Source organism: Blastopirellula marina, assembly GCF_002967765.1.
GTDB lineage: Bacteria > Planctomycetota > Planctomycetia > Pirellulales > Pirellulaceae > Bremerella > Bremerella marina_A.
Genome location: NZ_PUHY01000016.1, coordinates 154,420 through 174,116 on the forward strand (window position 1 = coordinate 154,420; position 19,697 = coordinate 174,116).

The 19,697-nt window shown below is 53.5% G+C and carries 11 protein-coding genes; 6 read left to right on the forward strand and 5 right to left on the reverse strand.

Going from position 1 to position 19,697, the window contains the following annotated elements; all coding sequences use genetic code 11:
* Positions 1 to 3: 3 nt before the first annotated feature.
* Complete coding sequence (locus C5Y83_RS28405) at positions 4 to 3,603, forward strand: caspase family protein (RefSeq protein ID WP_158262576.1); 3,600 nt, start codon at positions 4 to 6, stop codon at positions 3,601 to 3,603.
* 619 nt (positions 3,604 to 4,222) lie between these two features.
* Here the strand turns inward: C5Y83_RS28405 and C5Y83_RS28410 are convergent.
* Positions 4,223 to 4,642: a hypothetical protein gene (locus C5Y83_RS28410; protein ID WP_146117963.1), complete on the reverse strand. Its 420-nt coding sequence runs from the start codon at positions 4,640 to 4,642 to the stop codon at positions 4,223 to 4,225.
* A 19-nt stretch (positions 4,643 to 4,661) separates the two neighbouring features.
* Positions 4,662 to 6,854: a DNA helicase RecQ gene (recQ, locus tag C5Y83_RS28415; RefSeq protein ID WP_105333205.1), complete on the reverse strand. Its 2,193-nt coding sequence runs from the start codon at positions 6,852 to 6,854 to the stop codon at positions 4,662 to 4,664.
* A 173-nt stretch (positions 6,855 to 7,027) separates the two neighbouring features.
* Between recQ and C5Y83_RS28420 the strand changes: the two genes are divergently transcribed.
* Entirely contained in the window at positions 7,028 to 9,496 is a 2,469-nt protein-coding gene (locus C5Y83_RS28420) for a tetratricopeptide repeat protein (RefSeq protein ID WP_105333206.1), read from the forward strand.
* 11 nt (positions 9,497 to 9,507) lie between these two features.
* Here the strand turns inward: C5Y83_RS28420 and C5Y83_RS28425 are convergent, their stop codons facing one another.
* Positions 9,508 to 10,668 carry a xylose operon transcription regulator XylR gene (locus C5Y83_RS28425; RefSeq protein ID WP_105333207.1) on the reverse strand — a complete coding sequence of 387 codons (1,161 nt, stop codon included), beginning with the start codon at positions 10,666 to 10,668 and terminating at the stop codon, positions 9,508 to 9,510.
* Positions 10,669 to 10,888: 220 nt separating this feature from the next.
* On the opposite strand from C5Y83_RS28425, the gene C5Y83_RS28430 reads away from it, so the two are divergent.
* Positions 10,889 to 12,037, forward strand: a complete 1,149-nt coding sequence (locus tag C5Y83_RS28430; RefSeq protein ID WP_105333208.1) for a Gfo/Idh/MocA family protein — start codon at positions 10,889 to 10,891, stop codon at positions 12,035 to 12,037.
* 157 nt (positions 12,038 to 12,194) lie between these two features.
* Here the strand turns inward: C5Y83_RS28430 and C5Y83_RS29530 are convergent, their stop codons facing one another.
* Entirely contained in the window at positions 12,195 to 12,368 is a 174-nt protein-coding gene (locus C5Y83_RS29530; protein WP_158262577.1) for a hypothetical protein, read from the reverse strand.
* Positions 12,369 to 12,609: 241 nt separating this feature from the next.
* Here C5Y83_RS29530 and C5Y83_RS28435 point away from each other — a divergent pair, with 241 nt between their 5' ends.
* The 3 genes from C5Y83_RS28435 (at position 12,610) to C5Y83_RS28445 (ending at position 16,529) form a co-directional block, all read left to right on the forward strand.
* Entirely contained in the window at positions 12,610 to 13,119 is a 510-nt protein-coding gene (locus tag C5Y83_RS28435; RefSeq protein WP_105333209.1) for a shikimate kinase, read from the forward strand.
* Positions 13,120 to 13,427: 308 nt separating this feature from the next.
* A complete protein-coding gene (locus C5Y83_RS28440) occupies positions 13,428 to 14,606 on the forward strand; it encodes a TIGR03364 family FAD-dependent oxidoreductase (RefSeq protein WP_105333210.1) in 1,179 nt (392 codons plus the stop codon).
* A 42-nt stretch (positions 14,607 to 14,648) separates the two neighbouring features.
* The gene (locus C5Y83_RS28445) at positions 14,649 to 16,529 is read left to right on the forward strand and encodes a metallophosphoesterase (RefSeq protein WP_105333211.1); all 1,881 of its coding nucleotides are present in this window, start codon (positions 14,649 to 14,651) and stop codon (positions 16,527 to 16,529) included.
* Here C5Y83_RS28445 and C5Y83_RS28450 read toward each other — a convergent pair.
* Entirely contained in the window at positions 16,526 to 19,693 is a 3,168-nt protein-coding gene (locus C5Y83_RS28450; protein ID WP_105333212.1) for an efflux RND transporter permease subunit, read from the reverse strand. The two genes, C5Y83_RS28445 and C5Y83_RS28450, sit on opposite strands and share 4 nt — an antisense overlap.
* Positions 19,694 to 19,697 lie beyond the last annotated feature (4 nt).

Sequence of the window (19,697 nt, forward strand, 5' to 3'; positions counted from 1 at the left end):
GTGATGCCCGATTTGGTTCGCAAATTCATCTTCTTATTCCTTCTGAGTGTCCCAGCGCAACTCTGCGCGCAAGTCGACTTGCCTTCTGAGAGTATCCTGCCGGGACAGGCATCGTTGCCAACTTTCTCGCACGATTCCCTCCCCTTGGAAGCGGAAGTGCCGGGCTTGCCGGTCACAACGCCTGCGAAAAACGATCAAGACCACCTTGCAGAATCTCCGAGCGATGCAGCTCAACTACCTGGCGAGGAACAACTTCCCCAGTTTGAAGTCGTACAACAAGTAGCCGTACCAGAAGATCCTCCTTGGCTACGGTTAAGCCTAAGCGGCCCCACCGCCCCTCTCCAAACCGTGTGCTTTACACGCGACGGAAAGCATCTCTTGGCAGGTGGAAACGACAAGATGGTGCATAGCTGGATTGCTGCTCCTCGCCAAGCTGGTCAACCGCAACGTTGGATATACGAAACGCCCGTTCGATGGCAAGTACAGCGAGCAACACGGGGTGACATCCACACGATTGCACCGCTACATGGCAAATTCGCCTTCGCTGGAATCGGAGCCTCAGCCTTGACGGGCGAAATTGTCTTGGCGGATGAAGGACGCATGGCTTACGAGCGAACATTGTTCGACGTCGACAAAGGGGCCCGTTCCCAGATTCTCGACCTGACCGCGTCCCGATCGCATCTGTTCAGTTTGGATTCCGAGGGAAACATACAAGCCTGGACCGCCAATCCGCAGACCGGCAAGTGGGAATTCTCACTGGTTCCAGAGCCGAAGGACGCACTAAAGGATCCCAACGGATCGCTGCGGCCTTGGCGATTGCGAGGAAGCCAGCTTGCTTCAAGTGATAATGGCATCCTCTACTTCCCTGTCGCCGTTCGCACTGATCAAGGTATTCCCTACTGGAGAATCGGTCGCTGGAAGGAAAAGGGCACGGCAACGCTCGTAACAGCCATCGTACAAGAATTCCCTGGGGGCATCGGAGCGATGGCATGCGATGCGTCGGGCCAACGAATCGTTGCCGCGGACATCAGCGACGCTAGTCGGCTTGCGTTAGCCGATACGAAAAACGGAGCGTACTCTTCGTCAACCGTGACGAATGCCAATGTCCGCGACGTTTCGATTTCCGCGGATGGTATGAAGGTGGCTGCAATTCTAGCGAAATCGCCTCAAGGACCATTTGAATTGAAAGTTTGGAATTGGGCGAACAATGCCCAACCCTCTTTACTTTCGACGATTTCGCTCGATTCTGTCGCGACTTCCTGCGCTTTCCGCCCAGATGGAAAGTACCTCGCCGTTACCCAAGAACAAGCTGTCGATGTCTACGAAATTGCACAGCTTGACAAAGCCGTTCGCCTGACCACGTCTCTGATCACCCCGGGCAAGGTCGCGTTCACACTTGATGTCGATTACCGCCTAGTAATTCAACCGCAATCCGACAACGGTGAAACGGTCGGTTTCGATACCATGAAGCGGCAGTATTCCGTTCCCCAACCGACACCTCCCGTGGTTCCTGCGAATCCATGGTCAGGCACATGGTCACTGCGACAGCAAGCCGTCGACCGAGGGACAAAGTATGTCTATCAGATCATGCAGAACAATCAGGTCTACTGTGAGATCCCCGAATCGATTCTCGGAACATCAAGAATTACGTCGGCATGCTGGTTAGCTCGCGGAGAGCGACGAGAAGTCCCTTCGTGGATTGTTGTGGGAACCGTGGGTCGAAATCACGCGTATCTCCTCGATATCTCGGATCCGAAGAACGTAACCGTCGTCCGTGAATTCCGCGGCCACTCTTCGGCGGTGCGAAGTGTGGGGGTTTCGGTCGACCAACGTTACTTAGCGACGGCCAGTGATGATGGGCTGGTAAATCTCTGGAAACTTACCGAGAAAGACGCAGCTTCCGAAATCCAGAACCTCTGGGGAGCGGAGTTTGAGATCGTCGAGAACCAATTAGTCGTTCGAAATATCATTGCCGACGGACCGCTTTTTTACCGAGGCGTACGTGAAGGAGACGTGATTCATTCGGTCGGAGTTCGTAATGACTCAAGTGATGACCAAGCAGCCAGCGGTGAGAAAACCATCGAAAAGGCAGATGAAATCGTCAACGTCTTACAGGAAGCAACCGGTGAGACGATGTTCCGCTTTCAAATTACGCGCAATGGTACCGCCCAGAAACCGTTCTTCCTTCACCCGGCGTGGCAACCGTTGGCCTCTTTGGCAATGACCGCACAACGTGAATGGGCCTTTTGGACGCCATATGGCTATTACGATGCTTCGTTTAACGGGCATCGCATCTTCGGTTGGCAGATCAACAAGGGAATTGACCAGGTACCCGAGTTCTTCCTGGCTGCCGAACTCCGTCAGAAACTTGAAAAACCGCGCGTCATGGAACGCCTATTACCGGCAGGTAGTTTGTCGGAAGCGATGAAGGTTGCCAAAGCGACGGTCCCGTTCGATCTTCATCATCGCTTGGAAGCGTTGGCCTCACTACGCCCCCAGGTCACCATTGAGACGCCGACCACAGACCAACGACTCACCGATGCGGCGACCTTTTTGGAAGCAACCATTACGGTGCCGCCAGGTGCAGAGTTAGTTCCCCCTAAGGCATTTGCCAACGGGGTTCCCGCTTTAGAGCTCATTTCCCTGGAAGCGTCTCCCTCGGATTATCTCACGAATGACGAGCATAAGTTTCGTTGGCGAATGCCCCTACCCCCTGACGAACGAATTCGCTTTGACGTGGTCGCCGGGACTACCGACGGGATCTTGGCTTCGCAGTCGCTCACGACGTCGCGGAGCGTTCCAGAACCAGTTTCACCGCCCCGCATCTTCGTGATCGCCGCCGGTATCAGCCATTACGACGACCAGCAGATCCCCCAGCTGGATTTTGCAGCGGCAAATGCGCGGGCATTCGTCGATACCATGGAGAAGTACGCGAAACAAGCGAAGGTTGAAACAATAGTTCTAACCGATTCCAGCGTTACGCAGCCTCTTTGGAATGTGGCAGCCGATAGTATGTGGCAACGTCTGCGTGACACGGCTCGTCCGCAGGATGTCGTGTTATTCTTCCTCTCAGGACACGGTGTTCGAGATGTCGAAACCAAGCGGTACTTCTTCCTGACGAGCGATAGCCGTTTCGCCGATGTCGCTGGTCGGAGGTACGAGCGTTGCATTTCATCCGACGCGTTTCAACAATATTTCGCTGGGCTCCCCTGCCGGAAGGTTGCGATCCTCGACACCTGCCACAGTGGTGCCATACAGCCATTACGTCAGGATGATTTAAAAGTCATGCTGCGGGCAATGGAAGAAGATGTCATCCTTACGATTACCGCCTCGGAAGGAGATGAAGAAGCGTTCGAGTCACGCGATCGCAAACTTGGTCGTTTTACCGCGCGATTAGTTGAAGGACTATCCGGCCAGGCCGATCTGATTGAATATGGTGGTAACGGCGATGGCCAAATCACTTTGAACGAAGCCGCGCAGTATGTAGAAGCGACCGTGCCCCAAGATGCCGCGGCCGCTGGCCAATCGCAACATCCTTCGATCTTTCCCCGTGATCTGTTTCCCTTGATTAATATTCCACTTTCAATCAGCGAGGCCCCGTAGCTTGCCGCTTTCGATCGCTTGTTTCGAATCTCTTCAGTCTCCTTGCATAGGTAGATGGGATGAATTTGTCGAAAGCGGGAGAACCTATCTTGGTGGTTTGGGGTCTACTTCGGGAAATGGACTGCGCGTGCCTGTCAGCGCGCAATTGATGTATTCATTCCGTTCTTACCGCTCGCGTCACGCGGGCCAGGTTTCTCACGCTCATCACCTCAGGAGGTCTCCGATGCCGTGTGACTGGAAGAATCGTGTCTGTGAACTTCTCAATCAAGTCACTCAGCCGATGCGTGAGGCATGGTCTGGACAGCGTATGCATGTCACTGTGCCTGTCTCGAACTTACGAGGTCAACGATTCAATCCGGTCAATTCACCTCCGGCGTGGTTAAGCCGGCGTGCCAAAATGCCTGCCCAACGGGGTGGACCTCGCACTTAAGTTTTACGAGAACGGTTTTCTTTCGACCGGCACCTCGAGAGAAAAGTTTTAGAACGGCAAGGTCTGCCGCGCGCCGCACGGACCAGAAGGTGATTGGCCTTGCGATATTTTGTTCGGAAGCATTGCTTTCGGATCAAACGTTTTCGCTTTGTACTTGCGCAGGCCAATAAATACTATTACTGACCGAGTTCATAGTCCTGTATAGAATCGCACCACCGCGGCGACAAGCCACCAGATGGGCACAAAATTGAGTCCCACGAGAAACCAGACTGGCTTTTGACGAACGATTGCCAGTAAGCCACCGCACGTTAGTCCAATGAGCGGCGAAATCCAAATCTGCTGAACAAAATTCAGTTGCCCGGCCCACTGGATTTCGTACGCGAGCATCACGCAAATTAGAACGATCAAACCGATCCCGTCTGCCCATTGGATGCGAAACTCACCATCTTCATCCGAAGTCACCAGTTTCAGAAACGGATAGCAAAAAAGAATCAACAAACATCCCACGCCGCATCCTTCCAACGTTTGCGGGGCGCATCCATCCCACCACCACGGCTCGGTTTGTGAACGATCGTCCGTCGGATGTCGGGATGGTTGTTCTTCGGGCAAGGGACCGTTCACTAACTACTTAAGCCGATTCTCGGTTTTGCAGGCAAGCGACGACGATACGGATTTCTTCGTAACTCACCTCTTCACCGAGGTGTTCAAAGATTGGCTTCAGCGCTCGTTGCCCACACTCTTCCAAGGCTGATTCTACCCGACGGGCCGTTTCACCAGTGACCCAGGCCGTCGGATCTTCTAACTTTTGTTCTCGGATGAATTGCTCGAGGTAGCCCTGAACGGTCGTATTCGCGCGGCCGATAATCGCTGCGACTTCGTCTACGGTTTTCCCTTTGGCAAACAAGGAGAATGCGTCTTTCAGAGCAGGTGATTGATTCTTTGGAGGCTCTCGACGGGGAGTCGCGACTACTTCCGTCTCCATCGCATCCACTTCGAGACCTTCCTGCCGGCAGTACGCCACGATGTGCTGGGTAAACGTCTCACCGTAATCCTGGCATTTTTTGTCGCCGACCCCCTTCATAAGGCGAAAGCTGTCGAGCGTTGATGGTCGATGACGTGCCATCTCCCTTAGCGAGCTATCGCCGAAGACAATGTACGCTGGGATACCAGCCTCGGCTGCTTTGTCTCGTCGTAGTGTTCGCAACGACTCGAACAAGCCGCGATCGACACCTTCCCAATCATCGGCTTTCCCTTTTCGTTTCGGACTGTCTGATTTGTCCGCCTCGGCTTTGGTAAGCTTGGGAATTACTTCCCCTCGCAGCAGTTCTCGTCCACTCTCGGTTAGCTTGAGGATATTATACTCGCCGGTCTTCGCGAGAAATCGCTGTCCAACCAACTGCTCGATCCAAGTACGAACCGCACGAATGCTTTGATCTTGCAGTAATCCGTACGTACTGAGTTCGTCGTGCCCGAATTCCAGCACCCGCTTATCACGTGAGCCACACAAAACCTTTGCGTTGTGATCGGCGCCAAAACGCTCGCCGGTTCGGATCACGCACGATAAGATCTTCTGTCCTAAGACCATCGCGTCCTCCACCAGGTCGACCGTCCCGAGACACACATCGCAGGCCTCACACTCTTCGTCCTCGAGCTCCTGGCCAAAGTAGCTAACGAGCATTCGGTGGCGACATTCCGTTCCAATACAGAAATGATCGAGCGCCTCTAACGAGTGGAAAGCCGATTTCTGAGCTGAATCGGGTAGGTCCCCCAGCATCTTCTTCCAGGTTACCATGTCGCCGCTGGAATAGAGCAGCACACATTCCGCCTCCAAACTATCACGCCCGGCTCGGCCACTTTCCTGCTGGTAACTTTCCAGCGACTTGGGCATCCCAGCGTGCACCACATAGCGAACGTTTGACTTATCGATTCCCATGCCGAACGCCACCGTGGCCACCACCACGTCCACGCGTTCTTTGATGAACGCATCTTGGTGATCTTGTCGCTGTTCATCGCTGAGACCGGCGTGATACGGCAACGCTTTGACACCGATACTGTTTAGCTGTTCGGCGATCGATTCGACGTCCGCACGGCGAATACAGTAAACGATGCCCGATTCGTTGGGGTGCCGAGCGATCACTTTCTGAATCTGGGCAAAACGATCCTTCCGCCGAACAACGCGGTACATGAGGTTCGGCCGATCGAACGATCCGACTAGCAGTTCTGGATTCACTAGCCCCAGTTGCTGGGCGATGTCTTGCCGCACACGTTCCGTTGCCGTAGCAGTATAAGCATGCACGCCAACGCCAGGGAATCTGTCCTTCAACATCCGCATCATGCGGTACTCAGGACGAAAGTCGTGTCCCCATTCGCTGATACAATGTGACTCGTCGATGGCAAAGAAAGAGACGTTGGCATCGGCCAGGAAGTCTAGCGTGCGATCGGTCAAAAGCCGCTCTGGCGCTAGGTAAAGAATCTTCGTATCGCCACTGCGGATATCGGTCGCAATTTCGCGACGTTCCGCTACGCTGATCGTGCTGTTGATACAGGCCGCGTGGATACCACACGCTGCCAAAGCATCGACCTGGTCTTTCATCAGCGAGATCAGCGGCGAAGCGACTACTGCCAAGCCAGGCTTGCAGAGAGCAGGTACCTGATAACAGAGCGACTTACCGCCACCCGTTGGCATCACTACAACCGAATCCCGATCGTTAAGTACCGATTGCATTGCTTCCTGCTGTAAGGGGCGAAATCCTTCATAACCCCAATACTTATGCATGGTCGCCAGCAATTGGTCAGATGTAACGGTAGAGGAAGATTCCATTGCCTCGCCTAGATGAATGTTCCGTAAGCCTCAGAATCGGCAACTCGCTTCCAAATATTGGAGCGGTTTCGGTGGCTTTTCAGTGTAAAGATGTGCAGTCAAAGCGGCAACCGCTTAGAATGGAGTCGCTTCATGCTTCGGTCGTTTCGTTCTCCGCAGAGTAAGGCATCGTGATGTGTCGTTTCGACATTCGGCAGATTGTTGGACTCGTATTTCTCTTTTGTGCTCCGACGCTGGCCGCCGAGCCAGAATATGAGGCCGGACAATGGGTGATCATTGCCGAAGATACATCATTGCTTGATGCCGATGGAAATGAGCTTGAAAAGCTTTTCATTGCCGATCGCTATGTTGTTGAATCTGTCAAAGAAAAGACTCTCTTCATTAGCTCGAATCAGGATGGCTTTGTTCAGAGCTCGAAAGTATTGCCCGCCGGCAAACCAGGAATTGACCTCTTAACAAGCAAGATCGCGGAACATCCCGACAACGCGAGGTCTTATCTCTTGCGAGCGACGCTATTGAGCCAACCAGTGGATCTCAGCCAATTCCCGAATGAACAAGTCCCTACCGAGCAACTCACGGCCGCGGTCGCAGACCTGGGACATGCCATTCGCCTAGCTCCCGACGACTTGGAAGCCCGATTCCTAAGAGCTTCGCTCTATAAGGATCTGGAGAATTGGCAACTCGCGATTGATGACTACGATTTTGTCTTGGCCGCGGAACCTGATCAAATCGGTCCGTTATACGGGCGTGCCACAGCCGCTCAGTTCATGGGTAACCATCAAAGGGCGGTGGATGACTTTTCTCGCTTTCTGGAGATCGTGACCAAATCGCCCTCAGCCAATAAAGAGCTCATCGCTATGGCGTCCCTTGATCGAGCCCTTTCGTGGCGTCAACTGGAAAAGTACCCAGAGGCTAAGCAGGACCTGAACACAACACTGCGACTCTCGCCCCTCAATCCATCAGCACATCGGGAATTGGGTGAACTAGCGCTCGATGAAGGTGACTACGACACCGCGTTTTCCTGCGGATCGACGTTGACTTACTTGGCTCCAAAGAACGATACCGGCTATCGATTGCGAGCTATCGCCCGAATGAAACAAGAGAAATTCGCGGAAGCACTGCGTGATATCAACCGCGCCATTGCGTTACCTCCCGATCGTGCCTCAGAGTTCCGTCTGCGATGTGATGTTTACTTCAAGACGAAAACCTTCGATAAAGCGTTAGCGGACATCCAACGTGCAGATAAGCTTGAGCCCAACAATGCTGTTTATCAGAACAAGCTGGGTCTGATACTTAGTGAACTCGATCGACACGAGGAAGCGTTATCCCGCTTCAATGAAGCACTACGCTTACAACCCAATTCGCCAGTCATTCTCGACAACCGGGCAAACGAATATGTGCATTTGCGCCAGTTTCAAAAGGCAATTGATGATCTGAATGTGGTTCTCGCAGCTGATCCGCAGCAAGTTCGAGCACTATGTAACCGAGGTAGTGCCTGGAGAGAGCTCGGGGACTTTGACAAAGCGCAGCGAGATCTTGATGAAGCGATTCGAATTGATCCTGACTATTTCGAGCCCTGGACTTGCCGTGCCGCGCTCAATATTGAGCTTGGCCGTTATGCGGAGGCAAAACACGACGCCTTGCGTTCACAGCAAATCAAGGCCGATTTTTCGGCGAATCTCGTTGTTTTAGGCCGGGCCCATCTTGAGTTGGGGGAATTCGCGAAAGCGATTGTCTGCCTAGACCAAGCCATTCATCTCGCACCCGACACGCCATTTGGACACAATCTGCGCGGCCTAACCTATATGCAAATGGGTGAGTTAGAAAAAGCGTACGATGACTTGGAAAAGGCCATCGCTCTCAACCCTGAACTTTCGGTGGCCTATATCAATCGGGGGAATGTGCTGAATCAATGGGAATTCCATGAAGACGCGATATCCGATTTCGATAAAGCAATCGAACTCGGACCACCCAACCCGTTGGCATACCAAGGACGTGGTCTCGCGAAGTTCTTTTTGAGTGATCTCGAAGGTTCCATTATCGACTTAACTCGCTCCGTTGAAATGGCGCCGTTTGACGCGACGACGCTACTTATCCGAGCGCAAACGTACACCTCCCTGGAACAGTATTCGGCCGCGAAAAAAGACCTGGCGGCATGCTTGGAAATAGCTCCTCAAGATCTTGAAGTTCTGTTTACACTTGCGGAGGTACGTTTGCTGGAGCGTGACCTAAGTGCGGTCGAGCCATGCCAAACATTTCTCTCTGTGCTAGAAACCAGCGAAGGTAGCACGACAACGATGGTTGTCTTCGTTGGCTTATACGCTCAACTTCTCAAAAAGCCAGCCGAAACAACTCAGTTATTGGAGGCGGTACGCAGCAAGATCTCGGATGACAAATTCCTTTTACCTTATGTTGATTACTTGCAGGGAAAGATCTCGCGCGAGGAACTGGCGCAAACTCCAGTTTACGACGATGACGAGTACCTGGCCCCGCGCTGCTTTCGCGGGCTGTTTGCCCTCATGGACAACAAACCTGAAGAAGCACGAAAGGACTTTCTCTGGGTGATGGAGAACGGAGATATATCGTCGTTCGAAGTCGATTTCGCACGTGCCGAATTAACACGCCTTAAAGCAATGCAGTGAGCTCGGCAAACCTAGTTTGGCTGAACCTTACGTCGATAGGCCGTGGGAGAAAGGCCTGTCTTTTTGCGGAACGTCGCGCTCATGTACTCGACATGCTCGAAACCCGCGCGATCGGCGATATCACCAATACTAAGATCGGTATCGTGCAGTAATTGACGCACTTTGTCGATTCGCTGATGAACGATGGCTTCGTGCGGTGTCTGACCGGTGATTTGTTTGAAGCGGTATTCAAGCACACGCCGAGTGCTGTCGACCGCTTTTAAGACATCACCGACATTGATGCCATCGCACGCATGTTCGCGGATGAACTGCATCGCCATACCAACCAGGGGATCGTCGGTGGCCAGCACATCGGTCGAACGTCGTGTCGCCACGCCCAACGGTGGAATCAGCTGTGGCGTATGATTAACCGGTTCTCCCTTCATCATGTGATCCAGCAATCGCGCCGCCTCGAAACCGGTTCGACGGCTATCGGGAATCACACTAGAAAGAGGCGGCGAACATAGATCGCACAACAGTCGATCGTTATCGACACCAATGACCGCAACTTGACGAGGAACATCGATTTCTAATTCACGACACGCTTCGAGCAGCAACTGACCGCGGATGTCGTAACAGGCCATGATCCCTATCGGCTGCGGCAATCGTTCGATCCATCGGTCTAGTTTCTGTAAATTCCGAGGATTCGATTCCTTCCCATCTTCGCTGGTTGGCAAATCAAGAACATGGCAGCCGTATCCTTGTTCGGCGAGCGCTTCGACGAAGTACTTCTCGCGCCATTTGCTCCAGGCAAAAGACGAATCGCCGCAGAACGCGAAATTTGCGAAGCCACGTTGAAGCAAGTGCTCGACCGCCAATTGACATATTGCACGATCGTCAGTTTCAACCCAGGGCAATTCCGGAAGCAAACGTGCCGCGCTGACATCAACGATTGGCATCTCCATTGACTTAAGCGCGGCGGCGATCTCTGGTGTTTCAACCCGGGCTATGATGCCATCTCCTTTCCACTGCTTAAGCCACTTCGGGGGCTTCGCCCCACGGCCTTGTTCGGGCAGGAAGATTGACCAGCGCTGAAATTCCTCCATGTAGCGCACCACTCCGTCGAGTAGACCGCGCGCATATTCATTGGAAGTTTCGATGAGCAGGGCAACCTCTTTGCGAGGCTGGATCATAAAGTCGTCCTCGTGGCGCAGGAAGCGGATGGAAATAATTGACGAGTATGTTTCACGAGAATCGCATGATAGCCTATTTATGGCGGGGAATCTCCCTCCGCTGTGAAATACCTCCAATAAGTTGCGGGTTTTCTCATGGCTATTATCAGCTTATTTTGTAGGTTAAAAAGGGTAAACCCTCTGCCCTACACCTCGTCTTTTACCCCACCAGGTACAGAACATGAGTGACAAGACTTTTAACGTGGCAATGATCGGTCTCGGATTTGGAGCCGAGTTTATTCCGATTTACCAGGCGCACCCCAACGCCAACGTTTACGCAATTTGCCGACGTGACGAGGCCTCGTTGCAAAAAGCTGGCGACATGTTCGGCATCGAAAAGCGATACACTTCCTACGACGAAGTGTTGGCCGACCCGAACGTCGACTTTGTCCACATCAACTCGCCTATTCCCGATCACGCTTGGATGTCGCTTAAGGCGCTCGACGCCGGTAAGCACGTCATGTGCACCGTGCCCATGGCCACGACGATTGACGAATGCCGTCAAATCGTCGAGAAAGTCGCCGAAACTGGGCTGAAGTACATGATGGCCGAGACGGTCGTCTACAGCCGCGAGTATCTGTTCATCAAGCAGCTTTACGAATCGGGCGAACTGGGCAAGATCCAGTACATGCAAGCTTCCCATCCACAAGACATGGAAGGCTGGCCAGAGTACTGGGAACGCATGATCCCAATGCACTACGCCACGCACGTTGTTAGCCCTGTGCTAGGGTTGGTCGACGGTCTGGCGGAATACGTTAGTTGCTTCGGCTCCGGCAGCATTAACAACGAACTGGCTAAGAAGTCAGGCAATCCGTACGCAGTCGAATCGTGCCATATCAAGATTAAGGACAGCGACGTCGCCGCCCACATCTGGCGATTCCTATTCGATACGGCCCGCCAGTATCGTGAAAGCTTCGATGTTTACGGCACCAAGCAAAGCTTCGAGTGGTCGCTGGTCGAAGGAGAACCACACGTTCTGCATACCGCCAAGAAGCCTGAGCCGGAAATCGCTTCGCACGTTGAAATTCCAGACTTCGCTCACCTGTTGCCAGAACCGATCCAGAAATTCACCCAGTCCATTGAAGACGCCGCTCACCTGTCGTTCATTCAAGGTGGTGGCCACGGCGGATCACACCCTCACCTGGTTAACGAGATGATCAACTCGCTGCTAGAGGATCGCGACCCACGTCCGAACGCAGTCACATCCGCCAACTGGACCTGCGTTGGTATCTGCGCTCACGAATCGACGATGAAAGGTGGCGAGCTCGTCAAATTGCCAGAGTTCACGCTGAAGCAACCAACTGGTAGCAAAACAGTTGCCGCGTCGTAAGGCAAAGCTTAATTCCCGCTGGAATTTAGTCTTTGTGCGGGAGAGTTCGTCTAAGAAGAATAGAAACGCTCGGGACGTTCCAGAAACGTGCCGAGCGTTTTGCGTTCGGTAGGTGGCCAACGGTTTTGTTGGCCGATGGGGTTTGCCCCGCCGTCAGTTAGACAGCGAGGGCTTTGCCGATCACGCCAGCTTGACGCTGGAAACATTCGCTGCGGCGAAGGAACTTGGCCTTAGCCGGAACACTGTGGGTTCGGACGGCCATGCGACGGTATTTGTCGGCCAGGGCCATCTTCACTGCAACCTTGTTTTCGATCTCGGACTTCTTGGTCATATAGAACGATGCCTCAGGGACATACTTAATGGATTCACGCGAATCCGAACCGCGTAATTCTAACCTTCCCCTGGCCTTCGCTTCTATCCCGAATTGCCTGTCAGTCGCCAATTTTAGGAAGTCCGCAATTTGTTCCTCTTTCAAGGAATAATCGGGCCGATTCGGTCTTGGCAAAATGCCACGTTTCGCGTGAGATAGAAAAATACGATTTCACGCAGAATATACCATCTCGGAAACCTCCATGTCCGCCGAAGCTTCCAGTAACGTCACCTTGATCGGCATGCCAGGATCGGGCAAGAGCACCATTGGGGTGGTCCTCGCCAAGCGCATCAATCGCCAGTTCATAGATACCGATCTCGTTATCCAAACGACGCATCAGCGAACATTGCAAGAGATCATGGACGCGGAAGGGTTTGCTGAATTCTGTAAGCTTGAAGAAGAGGCCGTACTCAGTGTCGATGTCGCGCATCATGTGGTCGCCACTGGCGGCAGTGTGGTCTACGGTCCGGAAGGAATGGAGCACCTTAAACAACTTGGTAAAGTCGTTTTCCTAAAGACGGGTCTGAAGACGCTAGAAGAGCGTCTTTCCAACATGGCGACGCGTGGCATCGCACTAAGACCGGGACAAACGTTAGAAGATTTGTTCCACGAGCGGAATCGTCTTTACACCGAATACGCTGATATCACTATCTCTTGCGACGGGCTGAACGTCGAACAAATTTGCGAGCAAATCGAAGCGGCGTTGGCCTAGTCAAGCTAGTCATTTCCATTCTTTGTCATCCGTTCGACTGGATCATTAACTGGCGATAACATCGCGAACAGCTAACCACGTGATTCTATCTAACGATCACGATGCGCTGTCCCATCGACACGGCCCTTTCCGTCAAGATGCAGTTAAGACGATGGGGCAAATCGTCAATCAAATCGACGCAAAATGTCATCGTTGCGTTCGCGTGGGCCTGCCATAATCTTCTATCATCAGCGCACTCGGTCGATTGCCTCACGGCGGAATGATTAAGCAATGCAGGGCACGACCTCAGCAGCAGGACTCACTCATTTATGGATTTTGATCTCATTGTTATCGGTGGCGGTATTGTTGGTCTTGGTCATGCCTGGGCAGCAGCCAAACAAGGGCAAACTGTCGCCGTCTTCGACAATAATTCCCGAGCCGAAGGGGCCAGCATACGAAACTTTGGCATGGTGTGGCCGGTCGGCCAGCCAGCTGGGCCGCAACGGGCACTTGCCCTCCGCAGCCGTACATTGTGGCGAGAACTTGGTGCCGCGGCTGGTTTTCCCGTCCGAACTTGCGGTTCGCTGCATCTGGCCCATTTTGAAGACGAGATGCAGGTTCTCCAGGAATTCTCCGCTTCGTCTGCGGCCGATGGGCTCGATATCGAACTTGTCGATCCCAAACAGATTGGCAATCTGACGTCAGCAGCCAACCAGAATAATCTCCAGGGAGGCATGTACAGTCATAGCGAACTTCGCGTTACGCCACCCATCGCGATTAGTTCCGCGACCTCCTACTTGGCAACCTCGCTCGGTGTGCAATTTCATTTCGATACCCCGATCACGAAAGTCGAATCAGGCGTCGCATTCACGGCAGAAGGCAAGTCGTTCACAGCTAAACGCATTGTGATCGCGACGGGAGCATACTTTCAGTATCTCTTTCCCGAAATCCATAAGAGCGAGCGTCTATTGCTTTGCAAATTACAGATGATGCTTACCGAGGCGCAGCCTGCAAACTGGCAACTCGGGCCGCATATCGCGAGTGGGTTGACACTGCGTCACTATCCTTCGTTTGGCAGTTGCCCGACGTTGGCCATAGTGAAGGACCGTTTCGCTCAGACCTGCCCTGAACTCGATCGGTACGGCATTCACGTCATGGCATCGCAAGCGGACGGCGGCGGATTGATCCTGGGAGATTCGCACGAATATAACGACGACATCGAACCAACCGATAAGGCCGAGATCGACACGTTGATGCTACAAGAGCTGCGCAAGATCCTTGATGTCCCCAACTGGAACATCGCTCGTCGCTGGAGCGGGCTATACGCTAAGCACCCCAGTCAAATGTGCTTCGTTCGCGAAGTCTGTCCTGACGTTCTCGTCGTCAATGGATTCGGCGGCAACGGTATGACATTGGCCTTAGCATTCTCGGAATCGATCATTCACCGCTGGAAAGATTCCGCCCATCTCGATGCCTTGAACGGATCTCCGATTCAAGATCGTTCGTAATCCTCTCTCCATCAACCACATTCACTCCCTTGGAGATGTTTCATGCCTTTCATCAGGCTAGTTGTCTGTTCACTTGCGTTGCTTACCGTCGCCAAATTGGCGCTGGCTCACGACGGCCCCGACCCGCTTGCTCGCTGGCGATTTGATTCTGAATCACTCGTAGCTAACTCCGACGAGTCCGTCAGCTTAAGAGCACGTCGCGGCCCCGATGGAGCCGTCATCGGCAAGCATCAAATCCGCGGTAAAAAGTACGACGAAACCCTCTACCTGCCAGGCGGTCAAAATGCCGTCGTCTTGGCCAAGAATCACAACGAGTTGAAGAAGTATCTTCCGACCGAGCACATGACGGTATCCATGGTTGTCTCGATCGATCAACCTCAGCAATGGGGTGGACTGGTCGGTGTCGTTCAAGACGACGGCGAGGATGAGTCGGGCTGGATCGTTGGCTACAACGACGAAGTGTTCACGTTCGCTCTGCGAGGCACCGAAGGAACGGGCCGCTTGACCTACCTGGCTGGCAAAACTAAGTACGAGCAGGGGAAGCTTTATCACGTGGTTGCCACCTACGATGGAAAGTTGATGCAGCTTTTCGTCAACGGCAAACTTGACGCCGAGAGCAAAGAGCAAGCCGGCCCGATCTTCTACCCGACCAAGTCGCCGTTTGTTCTAGGCGGTTACGTCGACTCGAACGAATTCAACGGGCACAAGGGGCGAATGCGTGAAATCGTCCTCTATGATCTCGCAGCCAAGCCAAATTGGGTAGCGCACGATTTTGAACACAATGCAAACCTCACCTCGCTGCCTGCAGAAGAGGTTCAAGAGCCGCTCAGTTTCGTGATGAAGCCATATCTGCAGTTCGGTACGCAGACGACGATGACCGTCATGTGGCGAACGAATCGGCCAGGTGCGGGCACCTTGTTTTATGGCGAGACAGACGAGTGCCCTCATAAGATCAAACTCGTCGATGCGAAAGAGATCCATGAAATCAAGATCGAAGGTCTCGAACCTGAAACTCAGTACTTTTATCGTACCGAAACGAAACTGAAACCTGGCGATGAGCCACTCTCCAGCGAAGTTGCTACATTCCAAACCGCGGTAAAACGTGACACTCCCTTTGCGTTCGCCGTAATCAGCGATACGCAAGGTAATCCGAAGGTGAGCGGGACTGTCGGCGATTTCGCCTGGGCTCAACGTCCCAGCTTTTTGCTGCACGCCGGCGACCTAGTCAGCACTGGCAAAAACGAGTCGCACTGGACCGAGCATTTCTTTCCCAGTATGAACCCGTTAATGCGTCATGTGCCCACCTTCCCAGTGCTGGGCAATCACGAACAAGACGCCAAATTCTATTACGACTACTTCTCACTGCCAGAGCCAGAATACTACTACCAGTTTCGTTTTGGCAACTCTGACTTCTTCATGATCGACACCAATCGCAACGTCGATCCAGAATCGGAACAGTATAAATGGCTCGAGAAGGCGTTATCCGAATCGGATGCGACCTGGAAGTTTGTCTGTCATCATCATCCTCCCTACTCCTCCGACGAGAACGATTACGGCAATCTCTGGAAGACGAATAAGTCGACGCGTGGCGACTTGGACGCCCGACAGCTAGTTCCTCTTTACGAGAAGTACGACGTCGATATCGTCTGGAACGGCCATATCCATTCCTACGAACGCACCTGGCCGATCCGAGACAACAAAGCGGTTGTCGACGGTGCGCCGGTTTACATGATCACCGGCGGCGGTGGTGGCAATTTAGAAACGCCGGGCCCCGTTCGTCCCTTCTTCATGAACACCGTTCGACGCGGCCACCACTATGTGATGGTTCGCATTAACGGAACGAGGCTGGAATTCCAGGCTTACGATATCGAGAATCGTTTATTCGATGAGATGGTGATCTCGAAGAAGCCGGCCGACGACTAGGAATAGAGGGGAACCCCTTCCTCGGCAACCGGATCGGCCTGCGATGGAGCGGCCGATCTGGCGGGCGAACGCTTCTTGCGACAAGGTAAGTTCAGCACGGCTGGATTCGCAAATACCATGTGAACCGTAGGCACAAAGGTAAGTGCCAACATCGTCGCACCAACCACACCCCCAGCAATCGAAATCGCAAGCGGGGGCCAGAACCCTCCACCCGCCAAGACTAGCGGCAAAAAGCCAACCACCGTCGTCGCAGTCGTAGCAACGACATGCCGCGTCCCCTTCATTACGACTTCTCGTACAGCAAGTGGGTCCCCTTCACGAGCTTTATCATCTTCACGTAAAGCTGCCAAGACAACGATCGAGTCGTTGATTGCAACGCCGATCAGCCCCATCGTTCCGACAATAGCCATAAAGCCGAACGGGAAACCGAACAGCCATAACGATGCCAGACCCAAACCAACCGAAAGGAAACCGACACAGCCGATCAAGGTGGCTGCCCGAAACGAGCTGAACGACAGAACCAAAGTAGCGACCATCAATACCATCAGCACGCCGACGCTCGACATCAAATTGCCAATTGCCTGATCGCGTCCCTTCGCCTCTCCACCAAGCGACAAGTGATAGCCCGTGGGGAGTTCGATGCCAGCGGCTTTCATTCGGTCTTGCAACTTGTTGAGCACGACCGATGGTAGCACGCCTGCTTGAAGGTAGGCTTTCACTTCGTTCATTCGCTGCTTATCCAAGCGCGTCACCGCCGAAATCTCAGGCTTCAGCTCCAATGAACCGATTGCCGAGAACGGGATAGTCTTTAGCGGACTATCATCACCGACCGCGGGCGATATCAAATCAAGCGATGAAATATCCGCCAGCTTCGCCCGTTCCGATTCAGGCAAACGAACACGGACCGGCAACTCCTCCGTTTCTTCCAAAACTGTTCCGCCCAGCGCACCTTCGGTGGCGGCTGCCAATTGCCGTGCGACTTGCGCGTGGTCGAGTCCAGCCAGCCGGGCCTTTTCTTCGTCCAAGACCAGGGCGAACTTGGGCAAATCGTCTCCCAAGTCGCTTCGTGTGTGCGTTACTTCCGGGATCAGGGCCAGTTGGGCGCGAATTTCTTCGCCCAAATCACGTAGTACATGTAAGTCAGGCCCGAAGATTTGTAGCTCAACGGGAGCGTCAAACGGTGGCCCTTGTTCCAGCTGACGTGCGATCGCTCTGGCCTCGGGCACGTTGCGATCGAACTCCTTTTGAAGCTGATTGATCACATGCTCAGCCCCTTCGGCTGACTTTAGATGAACGATCGCCTGGCCGTACGGAGCGTTATTCTCACGACGTTTGACAATGTTGTAGTAAAACGAAGGTGCGCTTTGCCCTAACACCCAATCGATACCCGTTACCTCTGGATGTGCCAACGCAATTTCACTCAGCCGTTTCGCCGTGGCCTCGGTATGGTAAATCGACGCCTGAGGTGGAAGCTCTAATTCGATTTGAAATTGATTGCGATCTGCCGCCGGGAAAAACTGTTCCTGCAAGAGACGAGCCTGAACGAACCCCATCACCGGCAGCGCAATCGAAAGACCGATGCTGAGCAGGGGGCGGCTCAACAGAAAGTCGACCGTATTCTGCCATGCGAGCGTCATCTTGGGGCTATGCAGTCCATTGATCCACCAGTGTTTGCCTTCGGCATCCGCGGTGTTCTCGAAGATCGCGGCCAGGGCAGGTGTGACTGTCATGGCCAAGATAAAGGAACTGCTGATCGCGAGCATCACGCTAATGGCAATGGTACCAACGAACTCCCCAGCTGGGCCTGGCATGAGCGCAATCGGAGCGAATGCCAATCCAGTCGTCAACGTGCTGCCAAACAGAGGAATCGCGAGGTGCCTCGTTGCTGCCGCCACGGCGTGAGCGGCGCCGTCTCCTTCTTCCATGCGAGTTTTAACCTCGTCGACCATTACGATCGCGTTATCGATCAACAATCCCAGGGCAATAATCAACCCGGTGATCGACATCTGGTGCATGGGAATCTCCATGAACCGCATGCCCGCCAACACCATGAACGCAGATAAGGGTAACGCTGCCCCGACCACAATCGCACTGCGCCATCCCATAAGAAAGAAGATCACGAAGACAACGGCCGCCCCGCCCATCAGCAAATTCCACAAGAGGTTCACCAATCGGGCTTCGACATAGGGGCTTTGCTCGAACATGTGAACCACCTCGACACCGCGCGGCAGGTGGGCTTCGAAGTCGGCGACGACCTGTTGAGCTTCTGCATTCCACAGGTCGAGTCGAAAATCACTGCGAACTAGCGTTCCTAAGATCACCGCATGCGCACCATTGACGATCGCCATGCTACTGGGAGGCTGGACAATACCTTTCTGAACCGTTGCCACATCCCCGAGTCGGACAAACCTTCCGTTGCTTCCGTATCGAATAGGCGTGCTGGCAATCCGATCGATCGAATCAAGTTCGCTATCAACTTCCATCAAGAAGTCCGATTCGGTCGAACGGACTTGGCCCGCCGAAAGCTTCGCATCGCTGGCCGCTAATTGCTGGGCAACGTCGGCTGCGTTCAAGCCGACACTCGCGAGTTGGGCTTGACGAACTTCTACGGCGATTTCTTCTTCTGGATCACCAAAAGCTTCGACATCTTCCGTACCGGGAATCGCCCGCATCCGATCTTCCAATTGCTCGGAAAGTCGCAATAAGATCGCATAATTCGGCTTGTCATCTAGCGTCCACTTCAGCCCTAGGATCGACGCATAGGCCTTAGTCGTGATCATCTCGATGTCCGGCTCGCCGACACCTTCGGGGAAGAGGGCTTTCGCGTCATCGATCTTATCGCGGATACGAGACCAAATTTCACCGACCTCGTAAACATCGTCCCGCAGTTCGATTACCATCGCCGAGGCACCCGCCCGGCTGGTCGAACGAATCTCCTTGATCTCTTCGATCTCTTGGAGTTCTTCCTCCATTCGATCGCTGACTAAGACTTCAACACGATCGGCCCTGGCACCTGGAAAAAGAGTTGTCACAATCGCAAAACGCGGGGTCAGCGTGGGATCTTCCAGCCGCGGCAACACGAAGTACGACGATAGTCCCGCCACGATGATGACGGCAATCGAAAGGACCAGCAGCCGCTTGTCACGATAAAACGCGTTAAACATTGCT